The organism is Mesorhizobium sp. M8A.F.Ca.ET.181.01.1.1 (assembly GCF_004792025.1).
GTDB lineage: Bacteria > Pseudomonadota > Alphaproteobacteria > Rhizobiales > Rhizobiaceae > Mesorhizobium.
This window is the reverse complement of sequence record NZ_SRTV01000001.1, coordinates 1,132,986-1,155,320: the sequence shown is the minus strand read 5'-3', so window position 1 is coordinate 1,155,320 and position 22,335 is coordinate 1,132,986. Positions and strand designations below refer to the sequence as shown.

Here is a 22,335-nt window from a genome sequence, read left to right as displayed (position 1 = left end):
AACTTGTTGACATGACCGCTGCCCCCTACCCGTTCTCGGCCCGCCACATCGGACCCGGCCTTGCCGACGTTCGAGCCATGCTCACCGTCATCGGTGTTCCCTCGGTGGAGACGCTGATCAGTCAGGCCGTGCCGAGATCGATCCGCCTCGACCAGCCGCTGGACCTGCCAGCGCCAGCCAGCGAAGCCGAAGCGCTTGCCGAATTGTCCGCGACCATGGCGAAGAACAAAGTGCTGAAGAGCTTCATCGGCGCCGGTTACCACGGTGTCCACGTGCCGCCGGTCATCCAGCGCAATCTGTTCGAGAATCCGGCCTGGTACACCGCCTACACGCCTTACCAGGCCGAGATCAGCCAGGGCCGGCTGGAAATGCTGTTCAACTTCCAGACGCTGGTCACGGAACTGACCGGCCTGCCGGTGGCGTCGGCTTCGTTGCTCGACGAGGCAACAGCAGTCGCCGAAGCGGTCGGCATTGCCCTGCGCCACCATCGCGACAGGCGCACCAAGGTGGCGCTCGCCGGCACGCCGCATCCGCAGACACTGGACGTGGTGCGCACCCGCGCCGAGCCGCTCGGCATCGAGATTGACGGCGAGGAGATCGACGACAACACCGCCGCCCTGCTCGTCTCATGGCCTGACACCTTCGGCGTCTATGGCGACCACAAGGCGGCGATCTCCAAGGCTCGCGCTGCCGGCGCGCTGGTGGTTTTCGTCGCCGATCCGCTTGGCCTGACGCTGACCGACGCGCCGGCAAAGCTCGGCGCCGACATTGCGGTCGGCCCGATGCAGCGCTTTGGCGTGCCGATGGGTTTTGGCGGCCCGCACGCCGCCTATTGCGCCGTCTCCGACAAGCTGACGCGCCTGATGCCCGGTCGCCTGGTCGGCCAGTCGGCCGATAGCAAGGGCCGGCCGGGCTACCGCCTCGCCTTGCAGACGCGCGAACAGCATATCCGCCGCGACAAGGCGACCTCCAACATCTGCACCGCGCAGGCGCTGCTTGCCAATATGGCGACCGCCTACGCCATCTGGCATGGTCCGGTCGGCTTGCAGGCGATCGCCGGGCGCATCCACGCGCTGGCCAACCGCCTGGCAAGCGGCCTCGAGGCTGCGGGTGTATCGGTGCTCGGCTCCAGCCGTTTCGACACGGTGACGGTGGAGACGAAAGGCAAGGCCGCCCAGATCGCCGCCGCCGCCGAAAAGACCCACCGGCTGCTGCGTGTGCTCGACGCCGACCATGTCGGCATCAGTTTCGACGAAACCTCGACCAATGCCGATCTCGAGGCGATCGCAGCCCTGTTCGACGCCAAGGCTGCTTCTTCGGCCGACAGCACGGTGCCCGGCAAGCCGCGCGGCAAGGAGTTTTTGACCCAGTCGGTCTTCCACGAGAACAAGTCGGAAACCGAGATGATGCGCTTCCTGCGCCGGCTGGCCGACAAGGACCTGGCGCTCGACCGCGCCATGATCCCGCTGGGCTCCTGCACCATGAAGCTCAATGCCGCGGCGGAGATGATGCCGGTGAGCTGGCCGGAAATCGCCAACCTGCATCCCTTTGCGCCGGCAGCGCATTCGGCCGGCTACCGCGCCATGATCGGCGAGTTGGAAGGCTGGCTGGCGGAGATCACCGGCTTCGACGCCGTGACCTTGCAGCCCAATGCCGGCAGCCAGGGCGAATATGCCGGGCTGCTGGCCATCCGCGCCTATCACCGCTCGCGCGGTGAGGGTCATCGCACCGTGTGTCTGATCCCCTCTTCCGCGCATGGCACCAATCCGGCGAGTGCCGCGATGGCTGGCATGAGCGTCGTCGTCGTTCGCTGCCTGGAAGACGGCAACATCGACATGGACGATATGCGCGCCAAGGCCAATGAGCATTCCAGGAATCTCGCGGCGCTGATGTTCACCTACCCCTCCACGCATGGCGTCTACGAAGAAGGCGCGCGCCATCTCTGCGCGCTCATCCATGAGCATGGCGGCCAGGTCTATTTCGACGGCGCCAACCTCAACGCGCTGGTCGGACTTGCCCGTCCCGGCGACATCGGCGCCGACGTCTGCCACATGAACCTGCACAAGACCTTCTGCATCCCGCATGGCGGCGGCGGACCGGGGGTCGGTCCGATCGGCGTCAGGGCGCATCTGAAGCCCTATCTGCCCGGCCATGTCAGCGAAGGCTCGGCGCATGCCGTGGCGGCCGCCCCGTTCGGCAGCGCTTCCATCCTGCCGATCACCTGGATGTACATCCGCATGATGGGCGCTTCCGGCCTCAAGCAGGCGACCGAGACGGCGATCGTCTCGGCCAACTACGTGGCGACGCGGCTCGCCCCGCACTTCCCGCTGCTTTACAAGGGCAGGAGCGATCGTGTCGCCCATGAATGCATCCTCGACACCCGCGTGCTCAAGGAGAGCGCCGGCATCAGTGTCGAGGACATCGCCAAGCGCCTGATCGACTATGGTTTCCACGCGCCGACCATGTCGTTCCCGGTCGCCGGCACGCTGATGGTCGAGCCGACCGAGTCCGAGCCCAAGCGCGAACTCGACCGTTTCTGCGAGGCCATGATCGCCATAGCCGGCGAAGCGGCGAAAGTGGCCAAAGGCGAATGGCCCTTGGCCGACAATCCGCTGGTCAACGCACCGCATACGTCAGCCGAGGCGCTGGCCGGTCAATGGACCCACCCTTACTCGCGCCTGGAAGCGGCCTATCCCGCCGGCGACGCCGACACCGCCGCAAAGTACTGGCCGCCGGTATCGCGCATCGACAATGTCGCCGGCGACCGCAACCTGGTCTGCTCCTGCCCGCCGCTGTCGGATTATCTGGGTGCTGCGGAATAGCTACGCGGAGCGCAAGGCCGGCTTGATCGGTTCGGCCTTGCCCATCCTATTGTGGCTGATGACGCAGTTTCGGCCGGCGCGCTTGGCCGCGTAGAGCGTGGAGTCGGCCCTGGCCAGCACCTCGTCGAGGGTGCTGCCGTCGGCCTCGCCGAACCCGATCCCGCCGCTGACCGTGCTGCGCAAGGGGCCGAGCGGCGTGGGCACGACTTCCGTGCCGAAAGCGACACCGATCTTGCTGGCAAGATCATAGGCCCGCTCTTCCGTCATCCGCGACATGACGATCGCGAACTCCTCGCCGCCCAGGCGAAAGGCGTCGACCCCGGTCCTGGCATATTTCCGGATGACGGCACCGAAACGGCACAGGACCTGATCCCCGACCGGGTGTCCATAGATGTCGTTCGTCCGTTTGAAGTGATCGAGATCGAACATGACGATCGCCATGAACGGGCCGAAGGTGCGCTCGCCATAAAGCGACGTCAGGCCCCGGCGGTTCATCAGCTTGGTCAGCGGATCGGTCATGGTCTCGGCCTTCAGCTCGATCTGCGCCTGCAAATGGTGGAGCGAAAGCGTCAAAGCGCCGAGGCCGGTCATACAGGCCACCGCCACGACAGAGTTGAGGCGTTCAGCCCAATTGTCGGGCGCGACACCGAGCGTCCACTGCCCTTTGGCCATCAGAACCACGCCGCAAAGGGCAAACGACAGCGCACAGGTGCCGCTCAGGAACGAAACCACCAGCAGGATGCGGCGATCGTGACTGCCATTGATCCAGAACATGGCCCCGATCGTCGAGAGCAGCACGGTAACCGTCGCGTAGGTGATCACGAAACCGATACCGTCAAGGCCCATGAAGGTCACGGCCGCACAGACGGCCATGGCGGCAAATGTCGGAGCAATCACACGCCTGTGGTCCGGCACACCGAGATATTGCATGGCCGAAATGCAGATGATCAGAAAACCCAGGCTGAGCAGCGCCAGCGCGATCTGGCAAAGCAGCGGATCGGGCTCCCTGGTATAGCGCCAAAACAGGATTACATGCGCGACGAGCACGAGAATGCCGCATGCCACCGTCAGCACGAATCCGGCCCGCGGCGCGGTGGCCCAGATCGCGAACATGGTGACACTGAGACAGATGCCCGACAGCGCGGCTGCGAGCAGGAGCGAACTGAAATCCAGCATATCGGGCGGGGGCCTCTCGAGCGTCGGCGGTTGCGCCGCATTCTAGGTCAGCGGCAGCCCTCGGACATGGTTTTCAGGCAATCTCTCGACCCAACCTGCGGATAGGGTTTACAAAGCGTCGATGCCACCTGTGCCGAAACCGCACCCCTGGCCGGCGCGCGGATCAACCGGCATCAGCCCTTGTTGAGCAAGGCGAGGTTGGCGTCGACAACGGTGGGATCGGCCATGCCGGCCTTCGCCTCCAGCAGCAGTGCCCTGGCCTTCGTCTTGTTGCCGCGCAACAATTGCGAATAGCCCATATTGTTGACGATCCGCGGTTTGCGGCCGGCGACTTTCAAAAGCTGGCCATAAGCGCGGTCGGCGAAGTCGAAGCGGCCGAGTTCGTCATAGGAAGCCGCAAGCCCCATCCAGGCCTCCGCATTGTCGGCCTTCAATTCGACGGCCTTGCGGAAATGCTGTTCGGCAAGACCATAATTGGCGTCGCGAAACTGCGCCTTGCCTTCCGCCAGGTCGGATGTGTCGACATCCTTAGCAGTCGGCTGGATGGCGGTTGTCTTGGTCGTGTCGACGTTGGTGTTCGTCGTGCACCCGGTGATCATCAGGACGGTTGCCATCGTGGCCACCGCCGCAAATTTTATCTGACGCATGCCCTGCCCCGTCGCCCGATTTGCCGGGTCGTTCTTCAGGGAAAGACACTACAGCACAGCGATTAAGCTTCGGTGCCGAAATGCGGCTAACTTTTAGTGTCCCGAATACCGGCCATTAACCACGGGTCGCGACGCCCTCGATACCGCAGGGTTCTTACGGCTCCATGGCCCTGAGCTCGCCCGGAACCGGATAACGGCTGCCGTCATAGCGCAGCCGGTAGGTTCGGTTCACAGGTTTGCCGGGATGAGACTGGCACTCGCCATCCGTGTCGGGGGACGGCTCGTCGGTATCCGTCCGTTCGACCGCGGTGATGTCACGATAGCCGTGATGTCTCGCCGCGCCCATCGTCAGGCTGACCCGACTGGAATGAAAGGATCCCGCGCAATTGGTATCGCCTTCGCCACCATTACCGGCAACGACAAGGCCATCGAGCACCATGCGCAGTGCATCGCCGGCGACGGCATAGAGCCGCAGGTCGGTTTCGCTGAAGGGATCGGCCTGCGAATGATTGGCCATCTCGATACGCAGGCCAAAGGCGGTGACACCGGGCGCCAACCCATAGCGGCCGGTATCGAATTCGATCTTGCGGATAGCGATGGCATCGTCGGTTATCAGCCCGGGCTGGAGCAAGCGCTGGCGCACTTGCTTGCTGTTCCTGTCGACGACCAGAAGCTCGATATCGCCAACATGCCCGTCGTCCCTGGATTGGGCGCTGTCGGTCAGCGGCACCGCGACCAGCAGCAGATCGTCATGGGCGGGCCAGATCTTGCAGATCAGGCGGAATGGCGAATCGCTGTCCTGAGGCGCCAAGGCGATGCTGGTGTGGGGCTCGAGCGTGAATGAGGCACCATCGGCGCTCTTGAGAGCCTTCGGATAGGCCTGCTGCACCAACGCGGCGGCATCGCCGCAATCGCCAGCCGCGGCCTGGGCGGGTGACAAGCCCGCCGCGGCGAGGCCCAGCAACAGGGTGGGCAACAGTATTCGCATGGACTTCTCGCTGATTACGGACGTTACAGGTCCAGATTGCGTGCATGTCGCGCGAATCGGTCGCGACCGGCGCGCTTTAGTGACCCGTCATTTTGACGATGATGGGAATGACGGCGATCATCAGCACCACCGGCAGGATGCAGACCACGACCGGCACGGACATCTTTGCCGGCAAGGCGTGCGCCTTCTCCTCGGCCAGCGACATGCGCTTGTGGCGCATTTCATCTGAAAACACCCTGAGCGCGCCCGACAGGCTGGTGCCGAGTTCCTTCGACTGCTGCAGGAGCGTGGCGAAGGAGCGCACCTCGTCCAGGCTGAGGCGATCGGCGAGCGCCTTCAGCGCGTCGTCGAGGCTGCGTCCCGCCCGAAGCTCCAGCGACACGAGCTGCAAATTCTGGCTGAGCGACGGATAGGTCTTGGCGAGTTCTTTCGAAACGCGCTCGACGCCCGCTTCCATACTCATGCCGGCATCGGAGCAGACGATCATCAGGTCCATGAAATCGGGGAAGCCGTTGCGGTATTCGCGCATCTTTTCCCGAACCTTCTGGGTCAGCACCAGACCCGGCAAGAAATAGCCGGCAGCGCCCGACAGGATGATGAAGGTCCACCGGCTGGTCATGGTAGCGTCCGGGCTGGCCATCCACCGGTTGAGCACGAAGACGGCGAACGTCGTGCCGATCATTGCCGTGAACCGGATGAGGAAGAACATGCCAACGGCGCGCGGCTCCATGTAACCGGCCTGGATGAGCTTCAAACGCAGGCGGGCGACATTTTCCGGGTCGCTCTTGGCGTAGAATTCCTGCGCCCTCTTCACCGCCTTCTCGCGCACGACGCCGCTATTCTTCTTCTGCACCGGTTCGGGCTTGGCCGCCACCGGACCGTGGTCGACCTTGAGCCGGCGCTTGACTTCATTGCGGTCACCCTTCGCCGCCACCATCGGCCAGGCGACCGCGGCGACTCCGACGAGCAGCAAGAGGACCGCAACCGGCATCAGCGAGGCCGGCGCGAGCGAGGCGAGGAATTCGATGACGCTCTGCATGTCAGAACCTGAAGTTCGACATCTTGAACATGATCAGATTGCCCAGCATCAGCCAGGTAACCGAGCCGCCGATCATGTACCACGTCTTCGGCACGCCCCAGACGTCGCTGTAATATCCCGGCATCATGGCCATGATGGCGGTGAACAGCAGCGCCGGCACGGCAGTCAAAATGTAGGCCGACAGGCGGCCTTCGGTCGAAATCGCGCGCACCTTGCGGCGCAGCTTGCCGCGTTCGCGGATCGTCGTCGACAACCCATCGAGGATTTCGCGCAGATTGCCGCCCGAACTGGTCTGGATCGACACGGCGGTGACGAACAACGGCAGGTCCTCGTGGCCTACCCGGTCGAAAAGCGAGTTCAGCGCCGAGACCAGGTCGGAACCATAGGTGACTTCGTCGGCAATGACGCCGAATTCCGTACCGATCGGATCGGGCATCTCGCGCGACACCATGGCAATCGCCACCGGAACCGGATGACCGGCCTTGAGGCCCCGCGTGATCAGTTCCAGCGCCTCCGGCAACTGCATGCCGAAACGTTTCAGCCGGCGCTTGCGCATGGAGCGCATCGCCATGACCGGCAGCAGCGGCACCAGCATGACGAACAGAATGAGCCCCATCAACAACGGCAAGCCGCGCGAGATGGCGAACAGCGTCATGGCCATCGCCACGCCGCAGGTGATCGTCAGGAATTTCGACAGCGGCATCACCATGCCCGACTGCGTGCGCAAGGCACGGAACCGGTCCGGCGAGAACAGCGACGTTCCCGCGTCGAGACCGCGCTCCTTGCGCAGTTGGATCAGCACCTGCTCCTGGCTGATCTTGTTTTCCTGAAGTTTCATGCGCCGGTTGATGGCGGTGCGCTTGTCGCTGCGGCCGGCATAGAGCAGGTAGACCGCCTCGGCGACCATGATGCCGGTCAGTGCGGCCCCGGCATAGACGACATAGATCGCGCTGAAGCCGTCGAACACCCCGGCTACTCCTGCGGCCGGCCGGGTTCGAAATAGCGTCCCGGAAAGTCGATGCCCATGGCGCGCAGGTCCTCGAGGAAGCGCGGCCGGATCCCGGTTGCCTCGAAGTAGCCGAGAATGCTGCCGTCGGCATCCATGCCGGTGCGCACGAAGCGGAAGATTTCCTGCATCTGGATGACATCACCCTCCATGCCGGTCACCTCGGCGACGCTCGTCACCTTGCGCTTGCCGTCGGAAAGCCGGGTCAATTGGACGATGATGTCGATGGCGCTGGCGATCTGGCTGCGGATCGACTGCACCGTCATCGGCATGCCGGTCATGCCCAGCATCTGCTCGAGGCGTGAAATGGCATCGCGAGGCGTGTTGGCATGGATGGTCGCCATCGACCCTTCATGGCCGGTGTTCATCGCCTGAAGCATGTCGAATGCCTCCTCGCCGCGGCACTCGCCGAGGATGACGCGGTCGGGACGCATGCGCAGCGCGTTCTTGACCAGGTCGCGCTGTTTGAGCTCGCCATGGCCTTCGATGTTGGCCGGGCGCGTTTCCATGCGCGCGACGTGCGGCTGCTGCAATTGAAGCTCCGCCGCGTCCTCGATGGTGATCAGCCGCTCGTCTTCCGGAATGAAGGCCGACAGCGCGTTGAGCATCGTCGTCTTGCCTGTGCCGGTGCCACCCGAAATGATCGTCGTCTTGCGGGCATGCACGGCCGCGGCCAGCACTTCGGCCATGTTCTGCGTGATGGCGCCGAATTCGACCAGCCTGTGCAGGCCAAGCTTGTTCTTGGAGAACTTGCGGATCGACACCAGCGGACCGTCGACGGCCACCGGGCGGATGGCTGCGTTGAAGCGCGAGCCGTCCAGCATGCGTGCGTCGACCATCGGCTGCGATTCGTCGACGCGGCGGCCGACGGCGGCCACGATCTTGTTGACGATTCTGAGCAGATGCGCCTCGTCCTTGAACGGGATGTGGACCTGCTGCAGCTTGCCTTTCTTTTCGACGAAACAGTTCTGGTGGCCGTTGATCAGGATATCGTTGATGTCGGGGTCCTTGAGCAACGGCTCGAGCGGGCCGAGGCCGACCATCTCGTCGACGATATCGTCGACCAGCGCGTCGAGTTCGGCGGTATTGATCGCCATCCGCTCCTGGCGGGTTTTTTCCGATACGAAATCATGCACTTGCCGGCGCATCTCGTCCTTGGGCAAGCGCTCCAGCGCGACGAGGTTGATCTCCTCGAGCAGCATCCGATGGATGCGCACCCGGGCATCGAGCACCTTGTTGGCATTCTTTGCCGGTGCCGCTTCCGGTTTCGCCGGCAAAGCCTTTCGGCTGGTCGGGATAACGACGGCATGATGCGCGACCGGTGTCGATTCCGCCGGTCGCTGCGGGCGGGCGTCGCGATTCTGCAGGGTGGAAAAACGGCTGGTCATCCAGCTTTCCTTTTCAACAGGCCCCTGCCGAAACCGAATAGCGACTTCGACTTGCTCGCGGTCGCCACCGACTCTTCCGGAAGGATGATCTTCTTCAGGTCGTTGACGACATTGGCGTTGGGATCGATCTCGTGCAGCGGCACGCCGCGGTCGACCGCCTCGCGCACCAGCCGGTAGTTGTTGGCGATGCCGCCGACAAAATGCTCGCCAAGGATTTCCTGGACATCCGCCTGCTTGATGCCGTTGTCGAACATCTTCTGCTCGAAACGGTTGACGATCACGTTCGGCTTCACTTCCTTGCCGGCGGTCTCATAGACGGCCTGGATCAGCCGCTGCGTATGGCGCAGGCACGGCACCGTCATTTCAGCAACGATGTAGAGCTTGTTGGAACCGAGCAGCACCGTTTCCGTCCACGGAAACCAGGTGCGCGGCATGTCGATGACGACATTGTCGAAATAGGCCGAGACGAGGTCCAGCATGCGCACCACGACATCGGTCTTGAACGAGCGCATTTCGGCCGGATGGGTCGGCGCCGCCAGCACGCAAAGTCCGCTGGCGTGCTTGGACAGCATCACATCGAGCAGCTGCCGGTCGAGGCGCTCGGGTTGGTTCTCGATTTCGGTGATGTCGAAACGCGGCTCCAGATCGAGATATTCGGCGCAGGCACCTTGCTGGAAATTGAGGTCGACCACACAGGTCGAGGCGCCGCGCGTCACCGAATGATGCAGCTGGAACGCGGTCTGCAGCGCCAGTGTCGTGGTGCCGACGCCGCCGGCGGCGGGCATGAAGGTGTAGATTTGCGACTCGGTGTTTTCCTCGCGGCCGGGTCCCTGCAACGCTCGCACGACCGAACGCACGAGGTCGGCCGTGGTGATCGGCTTGACCAGGAAGTCGGCGACCTTGAGTTGGACCAGGATGCGGACAGCGGCGGCGTTGAACTCCTGCGTGACCACGACCACCGGTGCCTTGCCCTCGAGCCGGCGCATCACACGTTGCAGTGACTCGATTTCTTCCAGCTTCGCCGCATCCATATCGACGATAACGACGCCGAACTCGGCCTCCTGAACCTCGCCGCGCAGTTCGGTGACGTTCTTCTCGACCGTCATGAGCTGGATGATCTCGGAGGCGGCAAAGGCCGTCTTCGTGTCCTGCGCGAAGGTCCGGTCTGTCGATACGAGCAGGATCTTCTTGGTGCTGTTTGCCATTCTTGCCGCCTATGAGGTCGATCGCCGTCTGGATCAGTTGCCGGTGGTCGTTTGCGCTGCCTTGGCACCGGCCGCCTGATCGGGCGTGGCGGCCCCGGCATCGCCACGCTTGGCAGGCACGAGAAGCCTCGTGTTCTGGACGCCGTACTTCCACGGGTCGACCATCTGCATGACGGTGTTGGCGGCCTGCGCCTCACCGGCGGCTGTCGTCACGCCTTCGCTGCGCACATAGTCGTCGCTGGTACAGCCGCTTGCCAAACCGGCAAGAAGCAGTGCGATGCTCGATCTCAGGACCAGACGCATGGCTTCAGTCCTTCGGCAGGTCGAGGAAATGGCCGACTTTGGTCGCGGAAGCGCCCCGCGCAGCGCTGCCGTCAGCCAGCGCCAGCGCACGGTTGGTGTCCGGCGCCTTCACTTCCTCGGTGTTGTTGAGGAAATAGTCGACATTGCTGGCGGGCTGTGTGCCATCGGTCGGCTCAGCCATTTTCTTCGACGGATCGACCGGCTTGACCAGATAGGGCGTGACGATGATGACCAGGTCGGTCTCGCGCCGCTGATAGGATTTCGACGAGAACAGCGACCCCAGCACCGGCATCTTGCCGAGACCGGGTATGCGAGACGTGATGATGTCGTTCTGGGACTGCAGCAGCCCGGCGATCATGAAGCTCTGGCCGTTCTTCAGGTCGACCGAAGTCTTGGCGCGGCGCACGATGAACCCCGGCACCGAAATGTTGCCGATATTGTACGATGCCGACGCATCGATCGAGGAGACTTCCGGCGCGATGTCGAGGCTGACCAATCCGTCCTTCAGCACGGTCGGCGTAAAGTCCAGGCTGACGCCGTATTTCTTGTAGCTGACGGAGATATTGCCATTGTCTTCGGAAACCGGGATGGGAAATTCGCCGCCGGCGAGAAAGCTCGCCGTTTCGCCGGAGCGAGCAATCAGGTTCGGTTCGGCCAACCTTCGGGCAAGGCCGCGCTCCTCCAGCGCCTTGATGGCGATATCGATCGAGACGCCATTGGACAGCAGCCGGCCGATGATCTCGCCGGTGCCGGCCGCCGGGACCGGGCCTGGATTGATCGAGACGTCGCGACCGCCGAAGCCGTAAGCGAAATTGGCGCTGTATTTCGCGCCCAGATCCTGCCCGGCCTGGCGATTGATCTCGACGAAGCGGACATTGAGCTGGACCTGCTGCGACGAGGAGATATTGACCGAATTGATCACCTCCTCATTGCCGGAGAAGCGGGTGGCGATCTTGTTTGCCTTTTCGGCGGCGACCGCGTCATCCGCCTCGCCCGAAAGCACCACGCGGCCATTGGCCGAGCCGACCTTGATCTTGGCGTCCGGCACGCTGGCGCGGATGGTGCTCGCCAATTGGTCGGTGTCGAGCGTCACTTCGATGTCGATGGTGCCGACGAGCTGCTTGTTCTCGTCGAACAGCGCAATGCCGGTGGTGCCGAGATTGTTGCCCAGCACATAGAAGGATTTGTCGGTCAGCGGATTGACGTTGGCGATCTCCGGATCGCCGATGACGATCTGGTAGAAGGCCGCGCTCGTCATGATCGTCTTGGGCTTGCCCTTGGCGACCTTGATCGACGCATTCCTGGTCGACGAGACATGGACGATGTCGTTGTCCGCCTTGGCCGCGCCGACGAAGGCGAGCATGCCGCTCGCGGCCAGTGAAGCCGCCATCGCCAAGGCGCGCACCAAACGCAACCGATCCGTCATTCGATATAGGGTATGCATCGCCATTATCCCGTCCCGCCCGGTCCCCACCGGTCTTTACTTCTGATCCCGCGAAGGAACCTTGTATTCCTCGGCCTGCGTGCCGCGTGTCACGATGACCGTCTTGAACTTCGGCTTCTCCGGCTCCTTTGCGACGGCATCGAACAGGGAGCCGGCCGCCGCCTGGGCCTTGGAAGCCACAGATCCGCCGAAGGAAGAGATGGTGGTGACGCCGTTCTTGCCGTCGCCGCCTTCGCTGGCGGAGCGCAGCGAAAGCGACAGCGTGCCGACGGTGCGGGCCAGCGCCACTTTCTGCGCGCCGTCGCTCGTCACCTCGATGGTCACGGAATTGGCCACCTGCGGCGTCGTCTGGCGCTCGTCGGCGCCCTGCCCGACGCTCAGCACCTTGGCGTCGGCAACGACGATTTCCGAGGTGATGGTCGAACCGGCCGCGCCTTGCGCGTTCTTGGCGACTTCCTGGATTTCGCCGGCATCGCGGGTCAGCACGACATCGACCCGGTCGCCCGGCGTGACGAAGCCGCCGACGCCGGCGATCTCGTCGGTGCGGATGGTGACCGCCCGCATTCCGGGCGTCAGCATATTGGACAGCGTCGCGCGGCCGTTCGGTCCGGACAGCTTGGTGAGCAGCACCGGCTCGTTGACCTCGATCGGCGACAGCACGACCCGGCCACCTTCGCCGAGCAACCCGTCGATGGTCGCAAAGGCGCCCTGCGGCAGGGAATCCTGCGGCCACGGGATTTCGCTGAGTTTGGTGCGATCGAGCTCCATGCCATAACGCAATGGCGCGGTCGCCACCACGATCGTCTTGAATTCGATCCTGGGTGAGGCCGGAGCGGCGATCGAGGCCGTCTTCTCCTGGGCATCGGCCTGGGCTTGGCTCTTGACCCAGAAATCCGCGGCAAAGATCGAGATCGCGCCGAAAACGGCGGCGATGCCGATCATCGTTATGGCCTTGCCCCTCACACCTAAACCCCTGACGCCTGCAGTTTCTTGTTATGTTGGGCTCACGCTAGTCGGCATTGTTAAAGAATCAGGAATCTTGTGCGGTGGCATTCGACCTATTTCCGCCCGCTTGGTTATCGAATGGTTTTAGGGTAAGAAGGGCTAAATCCCCGAACGTAACAGGAACCTCCGTCGCTTGGCGCCGAAAAGCGTGGCAGTATCGACGGGTGATTCGCAGCACCGGACCCTTATGGTTGGCATGGACGACAACAACGATCTCTTCGGCAACATCGACAAGCAGCCGCAGCCGGTTCGCGCGCCGGCGCGCCCAGCGGATCCGCTGGTGCAAGCGGCCGCCAGGCGCCCGGCCGCGGCCAAGGATGGCAGCGAGGGTTACAGCGCCGCCGACATCGAGGTGCTCGAAGGCCTGGAGCCGGTGCGCCGCCGGCCTGGCATGTATATCGGCGGTACCGACGACAAGGCGATGCACCATTTGTTCGCCGAGGTCATCGACAATTCGATGGACGAAGCGGTTGCCGGCCACGCCACCTTCATCGATGTCGAGCTTTCCGCCGACGGCTATCTCACCGTCACCGACAATGGCCGCGGCATCCCGGTCGATCCGCATCCGAAATTCAAGAAGCCGGCGCTCGAAGTGATCATGACGACGCTGCATTCGGGCGGCAAGTTCGATTCCAAGGTCTACGAGACCTCCGGTGGCCTGCACGGCGTCGGCGTTTCCGTCGTCAACGCCCTGTCGGACCATCTCGAGGTCGAAGTCGCGCGCGGCCGCCAGCTTTATCGCCAACGGTTTTCACGCGGCATTCCGGTAAGCGGTCTGGAGCACCTCGGCGAGGTGCACAACCGCCGCGGCACCAGGACGCGTTTCCATCCCGACGAGCAGATCTTCGGCAAGGGTGCGGCCTTCGAGCCGGCACGGCTCTACCGCATGACGCGCTCCAAGGCCTATCTGTTCGGCGGCGTCGAAATCCGCTGGACCTGCGATCCTTCCCTCATCAAGGAAAAGGATCAGACGCCGGCCAAGGCGGAATTCCATTTTCCCGGCGGCCTCAAGGATTATCTGAAAGCGTCGCTAGGCGACGAATTCCAGGTGACGCGCGAAATCTTCGCCGGCAAGAGCGACAGGCAAGGCGGCCATGGCTCGCTCGAGTGGGCGGTGACCTGGTTCGGCGGCGACGGCTTCATCAATTCCTACTGCAACACCATTCCGACCGGTGAAGGCGGCACGCACGAGGCCGGCTTCCGCAACGTCCTGACGCGCGGCCTGCGGGCCTATGCCGACCTCGTCGGCAACAAGCGCGCCTCGATCGTCACGTCGGAAGACGTCATGATCTCGGCCGCCGGCATGCTGTCGGTGTTCATCCGCGAGCCGGAATTCGTCGGCCAGACCAAGGACAGGCTGGCGACGATCGAAGCGATACGCATCGTCGAGACCGCGATACGCGACCCGTTCGACCATTGGCTGGCCGACAATCCGCAAGAAGCCTCGAAACTGCTCGACTGGGTGATCGCGCGCGCTGACGAACGGGTGCGCCGCCGCCAGGAAAAAGAGGTGTCGCGCAAGAGTGCGGTGCGCAAGCTGCGCTTGCCGGGCAAGCTCGCCGACTGCACACAGAACGCGGCGGCAGGTGCCGAACTCTTCATCGTCGAAGGCGATTCCGCCGGCGGCTCCGCCAAGCAAGCGCGCGACCGTGCCAGCCAGGCCGTCTTGCCGCTGCGCGGAAAAATCCTCAACGTCGCCAGCGCCGGCAATGACAAGCTGGCCGCCAACCAGCAGATATCGGACCTGATCCAGGCGCTTGGCTGCGGCACGCGGTCAAAGTATCGCGACGAGGATTTGCGCTACGACCGCGTGATCATCATGACCGACGCCGATGTCGACGGCGCCCACATTGCTTCGCTGCTGATCACCTTTTTCTACCAGGAGATGCCGGCGCTGGTACGCGGCGGCCATCTCTATCTGGCGGTGCCGCCGCTTTACTCGATCAGGCAAGGCGGCAAGGTCGCCTATGCCCGCGACGACGCCCACAAGGACGAGCTTCTGCGCACCGAATTCACCGGGCGCGGCAAGGTCGAGCTCGGCCGCTTCAAGGGCCTGGGCGAAATGATGGCCTCGCAGCTCAAGGAGACCACCATGGACCCCAGGAAGCGCACGCTGCTCAGGGTCGACGTGATCGACGCCGAGGCGGCGACCAAGGATGCGGTCGATGCACTGATGGGTACCAAGCCCGAAGCCCGCTTCCGCTTCATCCAGGAACGCGCCGAATTCGCCGAGACGGAAGTGCTGGATATCTAGCCGCTGGCGAGTTTAGCTTGCGTCCCTGACATGGAGACCGGCATGTGACCTGGGCGCGGCTGAAAACCTATTTCGAGACGAGCCTGGCCGGCCTGACGCAACCGACGCGATCGGACTGGATCTTTGCCCTGCGCACCGTTTCGGCTGGCATGATCGCGCTTCTCGCCGCCTATGCGCTGAAGCTCGACCATCCGCAATGGGCGATGATGACGGTGTTCATCGTCGCCCAGCCGGTTGCCGGCATGGTGCTGGCGAAAGGCTTCTACCGGCTGCTCGGCACGCTTGCTGGGGGTGTCGCGGCAATCGGCATCACCACGGCGTTCGGCACCGGCCCCTGGATTCTGGTGACGGTGCTTGCCGTCTGGATAGGCATCTGCACCTTCGTCTCGTCGCTGCTGCGCAATCCCGAAGCCTATGGCGCCGCCCTTGCCGGCTACACCGCCATGATCATCGGCCTGCCCGCTTTCGGGCAACCGCATCTGGTCGTTGACCTAGCGGTCGCGCGTTGTGCCGAGATCGTGCTCGGCATCGTCTGCGCCGGCCTCACCAGCCGGCTGATCCTGCCCAAACTGGCCAGCGACGCCATCATCTCGCGGCTGAAACGCTGCATTCTCGACCTCGCCACTTACGCCGGCGGAGCGTTTTCCGGCGGGGATCGGGCAACGCTGATCGGCCTGCACCGGAAGCTTGTCGCCGACACCCAGACGCTTGGCGAGATGCGCGCCTATGCCAGGCTCGAAGCGCCGAGCTTCGCACCGCGCGCGCACCCGGTGCGACGCACGATCGGACAACTGCTCTCGGCTCTTTCGGCGGCGCGCGCGCTCTATTCGCATGCCGCTCCGAAAAACGCGGCCCTCATCCCGGTGCGCTCGGAGCTGCAAGCCCTTGTAGGCGAACTGGCAACCAAGCCGGGAGCGCTGGACGATACCTCGCCCTGGTTGGCGCGGCTCGACGCGATCTCAACCAAGGCCCGGCAAATGCCCGATGCCTCGGTCGATCAGGGTGAGGACAGGGTCGGAACCATCACCCGCCTCACCATAGCGGCCGATTTCGCCGAGGCGCTGAAACAGGTGCTTCGTGGCCTGGACGCGCTGCGCGCGCCGGTGACCCGCCGACCAGGTCCTGGCAGCCAGCAGCCGGCCCTGGTGGTGCATCGCGACTATCCCGGTGCCGCGCGCAACGCCATCCGCGCGGCCGTTGCCACGCTGTTGGTCGCGGCTTTCTGGCTGACGACGAAGTGGTCGGAGGCGGCCGGCACCGTCATCCTGGTTGCCGTCGTGTCGAGCCTGTTTGCCGCTCGCCCCGATCCCGTGCAGGTATCATGGGGTTTCTTCAAGGGAACGCTGCTCGCTTTGCCGTTCGCCTTTCTCGTCGGCCAGATCGCGCTTCCCGCCCTGCCGGGCTTCGGCTGGTTCATGCTGTTCGTCGTGCCCATCATGGTGCCGGCGGCACTCGCCATGGCCAATCCGCGCTATGTCGGCGTGGCGACGGCCTTCGCCATCAATTTCCTGGCCTTCCTCAGCCCGCATCAGGCGATGACCTATGATCCCGGCCCCTTCTTCGCCGGTTCGGCATCGATCCTGGTCGGCATCCTGCTGGCGATCGGCGTCTTCATCGTCGTGTTGCCGGCGGATCCGTGGCTCGCGGCCGACCGCATCGTACGGGCCATGCGCGAGGATCTGGCGCGGCTTTGCCTGCATGAGCGCGTGCCGAGGCGTTCGGCCTTCGAGAGCCTCGCTTATGACCGGGTCAATCAGTTGATGCCGCTGGTGCAGAATTCCGGCAGGAAGGGCGAGGCGGTGCTGGGCGGCGGCGTCGCCTCCGTCACGGTCGGCCTGGAAATCCTGCGGCTGCGCAGTGCCAGCCAAGACCATGCCATCCCATCGGAAACGGCGCTTTCAATCGCCAACTTCCTGAGGGGATTGGCGCGCGAGCTGCTTTTCCGTGCCCCTGGCGATCCGCAAACAGCGACCGTCGCTGTTGCCCGGCAGTATGCGGCGGGCATCGCCCAGCGAAACGCCACCGGCGACATGCTGCAAATCGCGGCGTCCCTGCGCATCATCGCCGCGGCGATGGAGGATTTCCCGGATTTCTTCGCGAGGGATAAAACCTAGGCTGCGGCGATCGCCAGCGCGTGGCCGCGCGCGTTCTCGCGCAGGGCATCGAGATGGATCGACTTGACCAGAGCGGCAAGATCGCCTTCGGCGGATTGCCCGCCCAACTCCTTGAGCATCAGCCAGCTGACCTCCTGAACGCCGGCGACGCGCTTGCCGTTGGCAACCTCACGCCAGATCTTCAGCGCGCGCAGGATGACCGCATGCGTGGCGGCAGCCAGGCCGGCACTGCGGAACAACGCCTGCAGGGCCACGTCGTGCCCGCTGGCCAGCAGCGCCCTCACCCGTGGCTCGGACTGCTGGCTGAGCGCGACCAGCGCCGAGCCGAAGAAATCGACCTTGCCGTGCGCGATAGTGCGGATCAGGAAGCTCGCGGTCAGATCGCCACGCAGCCTGAGATGCTCGATCAACGCCGCATGCTCTTCCTGGCGCGTGCCTTCGATCAGCGTCACCGAGGCCTTGACGCAGGCCTCCCGCATGACGCGTTCTGCACGCGCGGCTCCCATCAACGCCATGACCAGCGGCGATGTCTTCAATGTCTCGCCAAGCTTGATGAGCAGCATGTGCCGGCAGTCGGCGGGCAGCCTGATATCCGATATCAGCGCCTCGCGCACCAAAGGCAGATGCCCATGGCGCTCCGCCATGCGGCGGAAACTCATCGAAGCGATGGCGGCACCGGTGTTGGCCAGAAGCACGGCGCAGGCCTCCGCCTCGCCGATCTCGGCGATGGCCGCCGACAGCGCCATCGAGACGAGCGGCCGATCGGCGATCAGTTTCTGCGTTGCCTTCTGGCTCGCCGCCACGCGGTTGATCAGATCGGCGTCGGTGAGCAGTGGCGAGCGCGCCAGCACGACACCGGCGACTTCCGGCTGGTCGGCGGCAAGCACGCTTATGATCTGCAGCGGCGCGTGGTGGCTCATCGAGAGCGCTTCCGCCATCGCCAGCCGCACCTTCGACGAGGCGTCGTCGAGCAGCAGCGTCAGCGCCGCTTCGGCGGCGCAGCGGTCCTCGAACGGCAATTCGGAATTGACATAGGCCCGGGCCAGCGCATTGGCCGCGGCGGCGCGCTCCGACACCCTGGCCGTGTAGATCCATTTCAGGAAATGCGAAACAACAACCATGCCCGTCTGCTTACGCCCCTAGCCGGAAGGTTTCCGGCCCCGTGAGGACGGTAGGCAGAAATGGTTTACGAACGGTTCACCATGTTCATTAACTGGCTTGCGAGCGCTGGATGCAGCGCCTATCAACCGTCAGACAGCGCAGGAGACGGAAATGGCCGGGCTATATCTCGAGGAGTTTGTTGTCGGCCATGTCTTCCAGCACACGCTGCGCAAGACCGTCACCGAGAGCGACAACATGCTGTTTTCGGTGATGACGCTGAACCCGCAGCCGCTGCATATCGACTTCGATTTCGCCGCCAAGAGCGAATGGGGCAAGCCGCTGGTCAACTCGCTGTTCACGCTCGGCCTGATGATCGGCATCTCGGTCAACGACATCACGGTCGGCACCACGGTCGCCAATCTCGGCATGAAGGAAACCGTGTTTCCGCACCCGGTCTTCCATGGCGACACCATCCGTGTCGAAACATCGGTCGTCTCGGTGCGCGAGTCCAAGTCGAAGCCCGACCGTGGCATCGTCGAATTCGAGCACCGCGCCTACAACCAGCATGGCGATCTGGTCGCCAAATGCACCAGGCAAGCGATGATGCTGAAGAAGGCGGCCTGATGCGCTCGCTGCTGTTCGTTCCCGGCGATTCCGAGCGGAAGCTGGAAAAGGGATTCGGCGCCGGCGCCGACGTGGTCATCGTCGATCTCGAGGATTCCGTGGCGCCGCGGAACAAGGCGCAGGCGCGCGAGATAGCGGCGCGCTTCATCCTCGAACGCAGGGGGCAAACCAACCCGGCGATCTATGTCAGGGTCAATGACCTCTCGACCGGGCTGACGGACGATGATCTTGCCAAGCTCGTTCCGGCAAGGCCGGACGGCATCATGCTGCCAAAATCGAACAGCGGCCAGGATATGCAGCAGCTCGCAGCCAAGCTCAGGGTTCGCGAGGCCGAGAACGATCTGCCCGACGGTTCGATAAAAATCCTGCCGATCATCACCGAAACTCCGGCGGGCCTGCTGGCGGCCGCGACCTATGCCGGCGCAAGCGTGCGGCTTGCCGGCCTGACCTGGGGCGCGGAAGACCTGTCGGCCGCGGTCGGCGCGCGTGCGGCCCGCGACGAGCGCGGCCACTACACCGACCTCTTCCGTCACGCCCGCCTGACAACCATCCTCGCGGCCGGGGCCGCGGAGGTCGCCGCGATCGACACCGTGTTTCCGAATTTTCGCGACATGGCGGCCTTCGCCGTGGAATGCACCGAGGCCGAACGCGACGGCTTCACCGGCAAGATGGCGATCCACCCGGATCAGGTGCCCGTCATCAACACCGCCTTCACGCCCTCGGCCGCGGCGGTGAAACAGTCGGCGGCCATCGTTGCGGCGTTCGAGGCAGCGGGAAATCCCGGCGTCGTCGGCATCGACGGCAAGATGTTCGACCGCCCGCATCTGCGGCTGGCCGAACGCCTACTGGCGCGCGCAAGGGCGGCCGGTATACACATCTGACAGCTACTTTTGTTCCCAGCGCGGTCGGCGCATCGAAAAGACCTCGTCGACGCTGGCATAGTCCATATAGCCGAGACGAGCGACATTGCCGGCCTTGGTGATGTCGAACAGGCCATCCTTCAGGAAGGCATCGTCGATATGCACGCCGATCACTTCACCGGCGACGACGACGGCGCTCGTTGGCGATCCGTCGAGCGCCTTTGGGCGAAACACTTCCGTCACCCGGCATTCGAGCGCCGCGGGTGCCGCCGCCACGCGCGGCGGCCTGACGAGACGCGACGGCGCCATGGCGAGATCGGCATAGACGAACTCGTTGACCCCGCGCGGCGCGGCGACGGACGTGTAGTTCATCTTCTCCGCAAGGTCGCGGCTGACCAGATTGGCGACGAACTCGCCGGTTTCCTGCGCGAACGAGGCGCTGTCCTTCTCGCCCTCGGAGGAAAACCAGACGATGAAAGGCCGGGTCGAGACGGCGTTGAAGAAGGAGTATGGCGCGAGATTGACCTCGCCGGCCTTGTTCAGCGTCGATATCCAGCCAATCGGACGCGGCGCCACGATCGCCTTCGACGGATCATGCGGCAGGCCATGCCCCTTGGACGGCTCGTAGAACATTCAGCCCGCCCAAGGTCCGGTATAGTCCGCATAGAGTTTTGCCGGATCGGGCCGTGGCCGCTCCGGCGCCTGGCCCGCATAAGAGCCGATATGGATGAAACCAACGACGCGCTCCTGCGGCGCCAGTCCGAGGATCGCCCTGCCCTCCGGCACGTCGGAATACCAGTTGCTGATCATGTTGGTGCCGTAGCCAAGCGCATTGGCAGATATCATCAGATTCAGCGCCGCCATGCCTCCGGACAGGAACATCTCCCATTGCGGGATTTTCGGGTTCTCCCTGGGAATTGATACGACACCGATCACCAGCGGCGCGCGCGAGAACCGCGCCAGTTCCTGGTTGCGGCGGCCTTCTGTCAACGGTCCTTCACGTTGTTCAGCCAGCGCCGCCAGTTGTCTGCCGATCTCGATGCGGGCCTCGCCGCGATAGAGGATGAAGCGCCAGGGTTCGAGCCGTCCATGGTCGGGCACGCGTGTGGCGGCGGCAATCATCGTGGCGATATCGGCGTCGCTGGGCGCAGGCTCCTTGAGATCGGGAATCGGCGCTGAATTTCGGGTCAGCAGGAAGTCGATGATCGGCGACGCCATGGGCGCAAGTCTCCTGGACATTCTGTTTTGAGCTGAAGCGCACCATCGGGAATTCGGGCGGCTCGGGCAAAGGCGCGCTAGCGCCGGGCTGAAGAGTCACGGATCGGACTCTTAAGCCTTGAAATTGCCACCGCCATGGGCTTCAACGCAAGGCATGTTTGAGGGGCGACTGCGTCTTTTCCTGGTCCGGCTCTGCGCCGCGCTGTTCCTGCTGCCGGTCTCCATGGCTGTCGCGCAGGAAAAGGATGGCGTTGGCGACCTGAAACTTCCCGGAATTTCGAGCTATGCGACGCCGAAGAGCGGGACCCCGCTGGCGCTTGGCGGCGGTGGCGCCATCACCCTGTCGGCCCAGTTGACCGACAAGGGCACCGACATCACCCGCGGTCTCGTCTGGCGCGTCTTCAAGCCTGAAGCCGTCAACGGCAAATTGCCGATGGTCGCCTCCGCGCATGGCGGCAGCGCCGTCTTCCAGCTCGAACCCGGCAGCTATCTGGTCCACGCCTCTTATGGCCGCGCCGGCGCCACCAAGCGCATCACCGTCGGCAAGGAAGCCAAGCGAGAAAGCCTGGTGCTCGATGCCGGCGGCCTGAAGCTCGACGCGGTCCTGTCCGGAGGCGTGCGCATTCCGCCGAAAAAACTGCGCTTCTCGATCTATGAGGGCACCGCCGAGGCCAATGGCGACCGCGCACTGATCATCCCCGATGTCGAACCCAACAGCGTCGTGCGACTCAATGCCGGCATCTACCACGTCGTCTCGACCTACGGCGCGGTCAATGCCGTCATCCGCTCCGACATCCGCGTCGAGGCCGGCAAGCTGACCGAAGCCACCGTCGAGCATCACGCCGCCGAAATCACGATGAAGCTGGTGCGCGAAGCGGGTGGCGAAGCGATCGCCGACACATCCTGGTCACTGCTCAACGAATCCGGCGATCCGATCAAGGAAACCGTCGGCGCTTTCGCCTCGATGGTGCTCGCCGAAGGCGACTACACCATCATCGCCAAGAACCGCGACCGGATCTATCAGAAGGATTTCACGGTCGTGGGCGGGCAGAACCAGGAAATCGAGGTTCTCGCCACCGAAGCAGCGGCCATGGATCCGGAAGAAGGCGCGGACTGAAGCAATTCCAGCAAAGGTGCGAAG

Annotated in this window: 19 protein-coding genes; 6 read left to right on the top strand and 13 right to left on the bottom strand. The window is 64.0% G+C overall.

What is annotated here, in order from left to right; all coding sequences use genetic code 11:
- Window positions 1-11: 11 nt before the first annotated feature.
- Entirely contained in the window at window positions 12-2,822 is a 2,811-nt protein-coding gene (gene gcvP / locus EN824_RS05680) for an aminomethyl-transferring glycine dehydrogenase (RefSeq protein WP_135931966.1), read from the top strand.
- Here gcvP and EN824_RS05675 read toward each other — a convergent pair whose 3' ends face one another.
- The 10 genes from EN824_RS05675 to cpaB form a co-directional block, all read right to left on the bottom strand.
- On the bottom strand, window positions 2,823-3,998 hold the full coding sequence (locus EN824_RS05675) for a GGDEF domain-containing protein (protein ID WP_135931965.1): 1,176 nt from the start codon (window positions 3,996-3,998) through the stop codon (window positions 2,823-2,825).
- A gap of 173 nt (window positions 3,999-4,171) precedes the next feature.
- Entirely contained in the window at window positions 4,172-4,645 is a 474-nt protein-coding gene (locus EN824_RS05670) for a hypothetical protein (protein WP_127279842.1), read from the bottom strand.
- 154 nt (window positions 4,646-4,799) lie between these two features.
- Window positions 4,800-5,633, bottom strand: coding sequence for a hypothetical protein (locus tag EN824_RS05665; RefSeq protein WP_189522126.1), 834 nt, complete (start codon window positions 5,631-5,633; stop codon window positions 4,800-4,802).
- A gap of 76 nt (window positions 5,634-5,709) precedes the next feature.
- Window positions 5,710-6,672 (bottom strand): type II secretion system F family protein, encoded by a 963-nt coding sequence (locus EN824_RS05660; RefSeq protein WP_127279841.1) that lies wholly within the window; start codon window positions 6,670-6,672, stop codon window positions 5,710-5,712.
- Between the two features lies 1 nt (window position 6,673).
- On the bottom strand, window positions 6,674-7,639 hold the full coding sequence (locus tag EN824_RS05655; protein ID WP_127872617.1) for a type II secretion system F family protein: 966 nt from the start codon (window positions 7,637-7,639) through the stop codon (window positions 6,674-6,676).
- 5 nt (window positions 7,640-7,644) lie between these two features.
- Window positions 7,645-9,066, bottom strand: a complete 1,422-nt coding sequence (locus tag EN824_RS05650; protein ID WP_127872618.1) for a CpaF family protein — start codon at window positions 9,064-9,066, stop codon at window positions 7,645-7,647.
- Entirely contained in the window at window positions 9,063-10,271 is a 1,209-nt protein-coding gene (locus EN824_RS05645) for a response regulator (RefSeq protein ID WP_127280813.1), read from the bottom strand. The genes EN824_RS05650 and EN824_RS05645 overlap by 4 nt, the downstream gene beginning before the upstream one ends.
- 33 nt (window positions 10,272-10,304) lie before the next feature.
- A complete protein-coding gene (locus EN824_RS05640; RefSeq protein WP_127280814.1) occupies window positions 10,305-10,574 on the bottom strand; it encodes a hypothetical protein in 270 nt (89 codons plus the stop codon).
- Between the two features lie 4 nt (window positions 10,575-10,578).
- On the bottom strand, window positions 10,579-11,964 hold the full coding sequence (locus tag EN824_RS05635; RefSeq protein ID WP_245511799.1) for a type II and III secretion system protein family protein: 1,386 nt from the start codon (window positions 11,962-11,964) through the stop codon (window positions 10,579-10,581).
- A gap of 90 nt (window positions 11,965-12,054) precedes the next feature.
- The gene (gene cpaB / locus EN824_RS05630; protein ID WP_245511795.1) at window positions 12,055-12,981 is read right to left on the bottom strand and encodes a Flp pilus assembly protein CpaB; all 927 of its coding nucleotides are present in this window, start codon (window positions 12,979-12,981) and stop codon (window positions 12,055-12,057) included.
- Between the two features lie 238 nt (window positions 12,982-13,219).
- On the opposite strand from cpaB, the gene parE reads away from it, so the two are divergent.
- Window positions 13,220-15,277: a DNA topoisomerase IV subunit B gene (gene parE / locus EN824_RS05625; protein WP_127872620.1), complete on the top strand. Its 2,058-nt coding sequence runs from the start codon at window positions 13,220-13,222 to the stop codon at window positions 15,275-15,277.
- Window positions 15,278-15,321: 44 nt separating this feature from the next.
- Complete coding sequence (locus tag EN824_RS05620) at window positions 15,322-17,391, top strand: FUSC family protein (protein WP_127872621.1); 2,070 nt, start codon at window positions 15,322-15,324, stop codon at window positions 17,389-17,391.
- Here EN824_RS05620 and EN824_RS05615 read toward each other — a convergent pair.
- Window positions 17,388-18,512, bottom strand: a complete 1,125-nt coding sequence (locus EN824_RS05615; RefSeq protein WP_127872622.1) for a DUF2336 domain-containing protein — start codon at window positions 18,510-18,512, stop codon at window positions 17,388-17,390. The genes EN824_RS05620 and EN824_RS05615 overlap by 4 nt on opposite strands.
- Before the next feature lie 151 nt (window positions 18,513-18,663).
- Here EN824_RS05615 and EN824_RS05610 point away from each other — a divergent pair, with 151 nt between their 5' ends.
- Window positions 18,664-19,116 (top strand): MaoC family dehydratase, encoded by a 453-nt coding sequence (locus tag EN824_RS05610; protein ID WP_056572267.1) that lies wholly within the window; start codon window positions 18,664-18,666, stop codon window positions 19,114-19,116.
- Entirely contained in the window at window positions 19,116-19,997 is an 882-nt protein-coding gene (locus tag EN824_RS05605) for a CoA ester lyase (protein WP_127872725.1), read from the top strand. The genes EN824_RS05610 and EN824_RS05605 overlap by 1 nt, the downstream gene beginning before the upstream one ends.
- Before the next feature lie 3 nt (window positions 19,998-20,000).
- Here the strand turns inward: EN824_RS05605 and EN824_RS05600 are convergent, their stop codons facing one another.
- Together EN824_RS05600 and EN824_RS05595 are read right to left on the bottom strand one after the other, a co-directional pair.
- Complete coding sequence (locus tag EN824_RS05600; protein ID WP_127277448.1) at window positions 20,001-20,609, bottom strand: flavin reductase family protein; 609 nt, start codon at window positions 20,607-20,609, stop codon at window positions 20,001-20,003.
- Window positions 20,610-21,194 (bottom strand): nitroreductase, encoded by a 585-nt coding sequence (locus EN824_RS05595; RefSeq protein WP_127872623.1) that lies wholly within the window; start codon window positions 21,192-21,194, stop codon window positions 20,610-20,612.
- Between the two features lie 154 nt (window positions 21,195-21,348).
- Here EN824_RS05595 and EN824_RS05590 point away from each other — a divergent pair, with 154 nt between their 5' ends.
- Window positions 21,349-22,311, top strand: coding sequence for a hypothetical protein (locus EN824_RS05590; protein ID WP_127277443.1), 963 nt, complete (start codon window positions 21,349-21,351; stop codon window positions 22,309-22,311).
- Window positions 22,312-22,335 lie beyond the last annotated feature (24 nt).

What these genes read in the sequence shown, in the direction of transcription:
- EN824_RS05615 (WP_127872622.1), bottom strand. Translation starts at nt 18,512, where the DNA reads ATGGTTGTTGTTTCGCATTTCCTGAAATGGATCTACACGGCCAGGGTG.
- EN824_RS05675 (WP_135931965.1), bottom strand. Translation starts at nt 3,998, where the DNA reads ATGCTGGATTTCAGTTCGCTCCTGCTCGCAGCCGCGCTGTCGGGCATC.
- EN824_RS05660 (WP_127279841.1), bottom strand. Translation starts at nt 6,672, where the DNA reads ATGCAGAGCGTCATCGAATTCCTCGCCTCGCTCGCGCCGGCCTCGCTG.
- EN824_RS05635 (WP_245511799.1), bottom strand. Translation starts at nt 11,964, where the DNA reads ATGGCGGCTTCACTGGCCGCGAGCGGCATGCTCGCCTTCGTCGGCGCG.
- EN824_RS05610 (WP_056572267.1), top strand. Translation starts at nt 18,664, where the DNA reads ATGGCCGGGCTATATCTCGAGGAGTTTGTTGTCGGCCATGTCTTCCAG.
- EN824_RS05595 (WP_127872623.1), bottom strand. Translation starts at nt 21,194, where the DNA reads ATGGCGTCGCCGATCATCGACTTCCTGCTGACCCGAAATTCAGCGCCG.
- EN824_RS05665 (WP_189522126.1), bottom strand. Translation starts at nt 5,633, where the DNA reads ATGCGAATACTGTTGCCCACCCTGTTGCTGGGCCTCGCCGCGGCGGGC.
- EN824_RS05600 (WP_127277448.1), bottom strand. Translation starts at nt 20,609, where the DNA reads ATGTTCTACGAGCCGTCCAAGGGGCATGGCCTGCCGCATGATCCGTCG.
- EN824_RS05670 (WP_127279842.1), bottom strand. Translation starts at nt 4,645, where the DNA reads ATGCGTCAGATAAAATTTGCGGCGGTGGCCACGATGGCAACCGTCCTG.
- parE (WP_127872620.1), top strand. Translation starts at nt 13,220, where the DNA reads ATGGACGACAACAACGATCTCTTCGGCAACATCGACAAGCAGCCGCAG.
- EN824_RS05650 (WP_127872618.1), bottom strand. Translation starts at nt 9,066, where the DNA reads ATGACCAGCCGTTTTTCCACCCTGCAGAATCGCGACGCCCGCCCGCAG.
- EN824_RS05590 (WP_127277443.1), top strand. Translation starts at nt 21,349, where the DNA reads ATGTTTGAGGGGCGACTGCGTCTTTTCCTGGTCCGGCTCTGCGCCGCG.
- EN824_RS05645 (WP_127280813.1), bottom strand. Translation starts at nt 10,271, where the DNA reads ATGGCAAACAGCACCAAGAAGATCCTGCTCGTATCGACAGACCGGACC.
- EN824_RS05605 (WP_127872725.1), top strand. Translation starts at nt 19,116, where the DNA reads ATGCGCTCGCTGCTGTTCGTTCCCGGCGATTCCGAGCGGAAGCTGGAA.
- gcvP (WP_135931966.1), top strand. Translation starts at nt 12, where the DNA reads ATGACCGCTGCCCCCTACCCGTTCTCGGCCCGCCACATCGGACCCGGC.
- EN824_RS05640 (WP_127280814.1), bottom strand. Translation starts at nt 10,574, where the DNA reads ATGCGTCTGGTCCTGAGATCGAGCATCGCACTGCTTCTTGCCGGTTTG.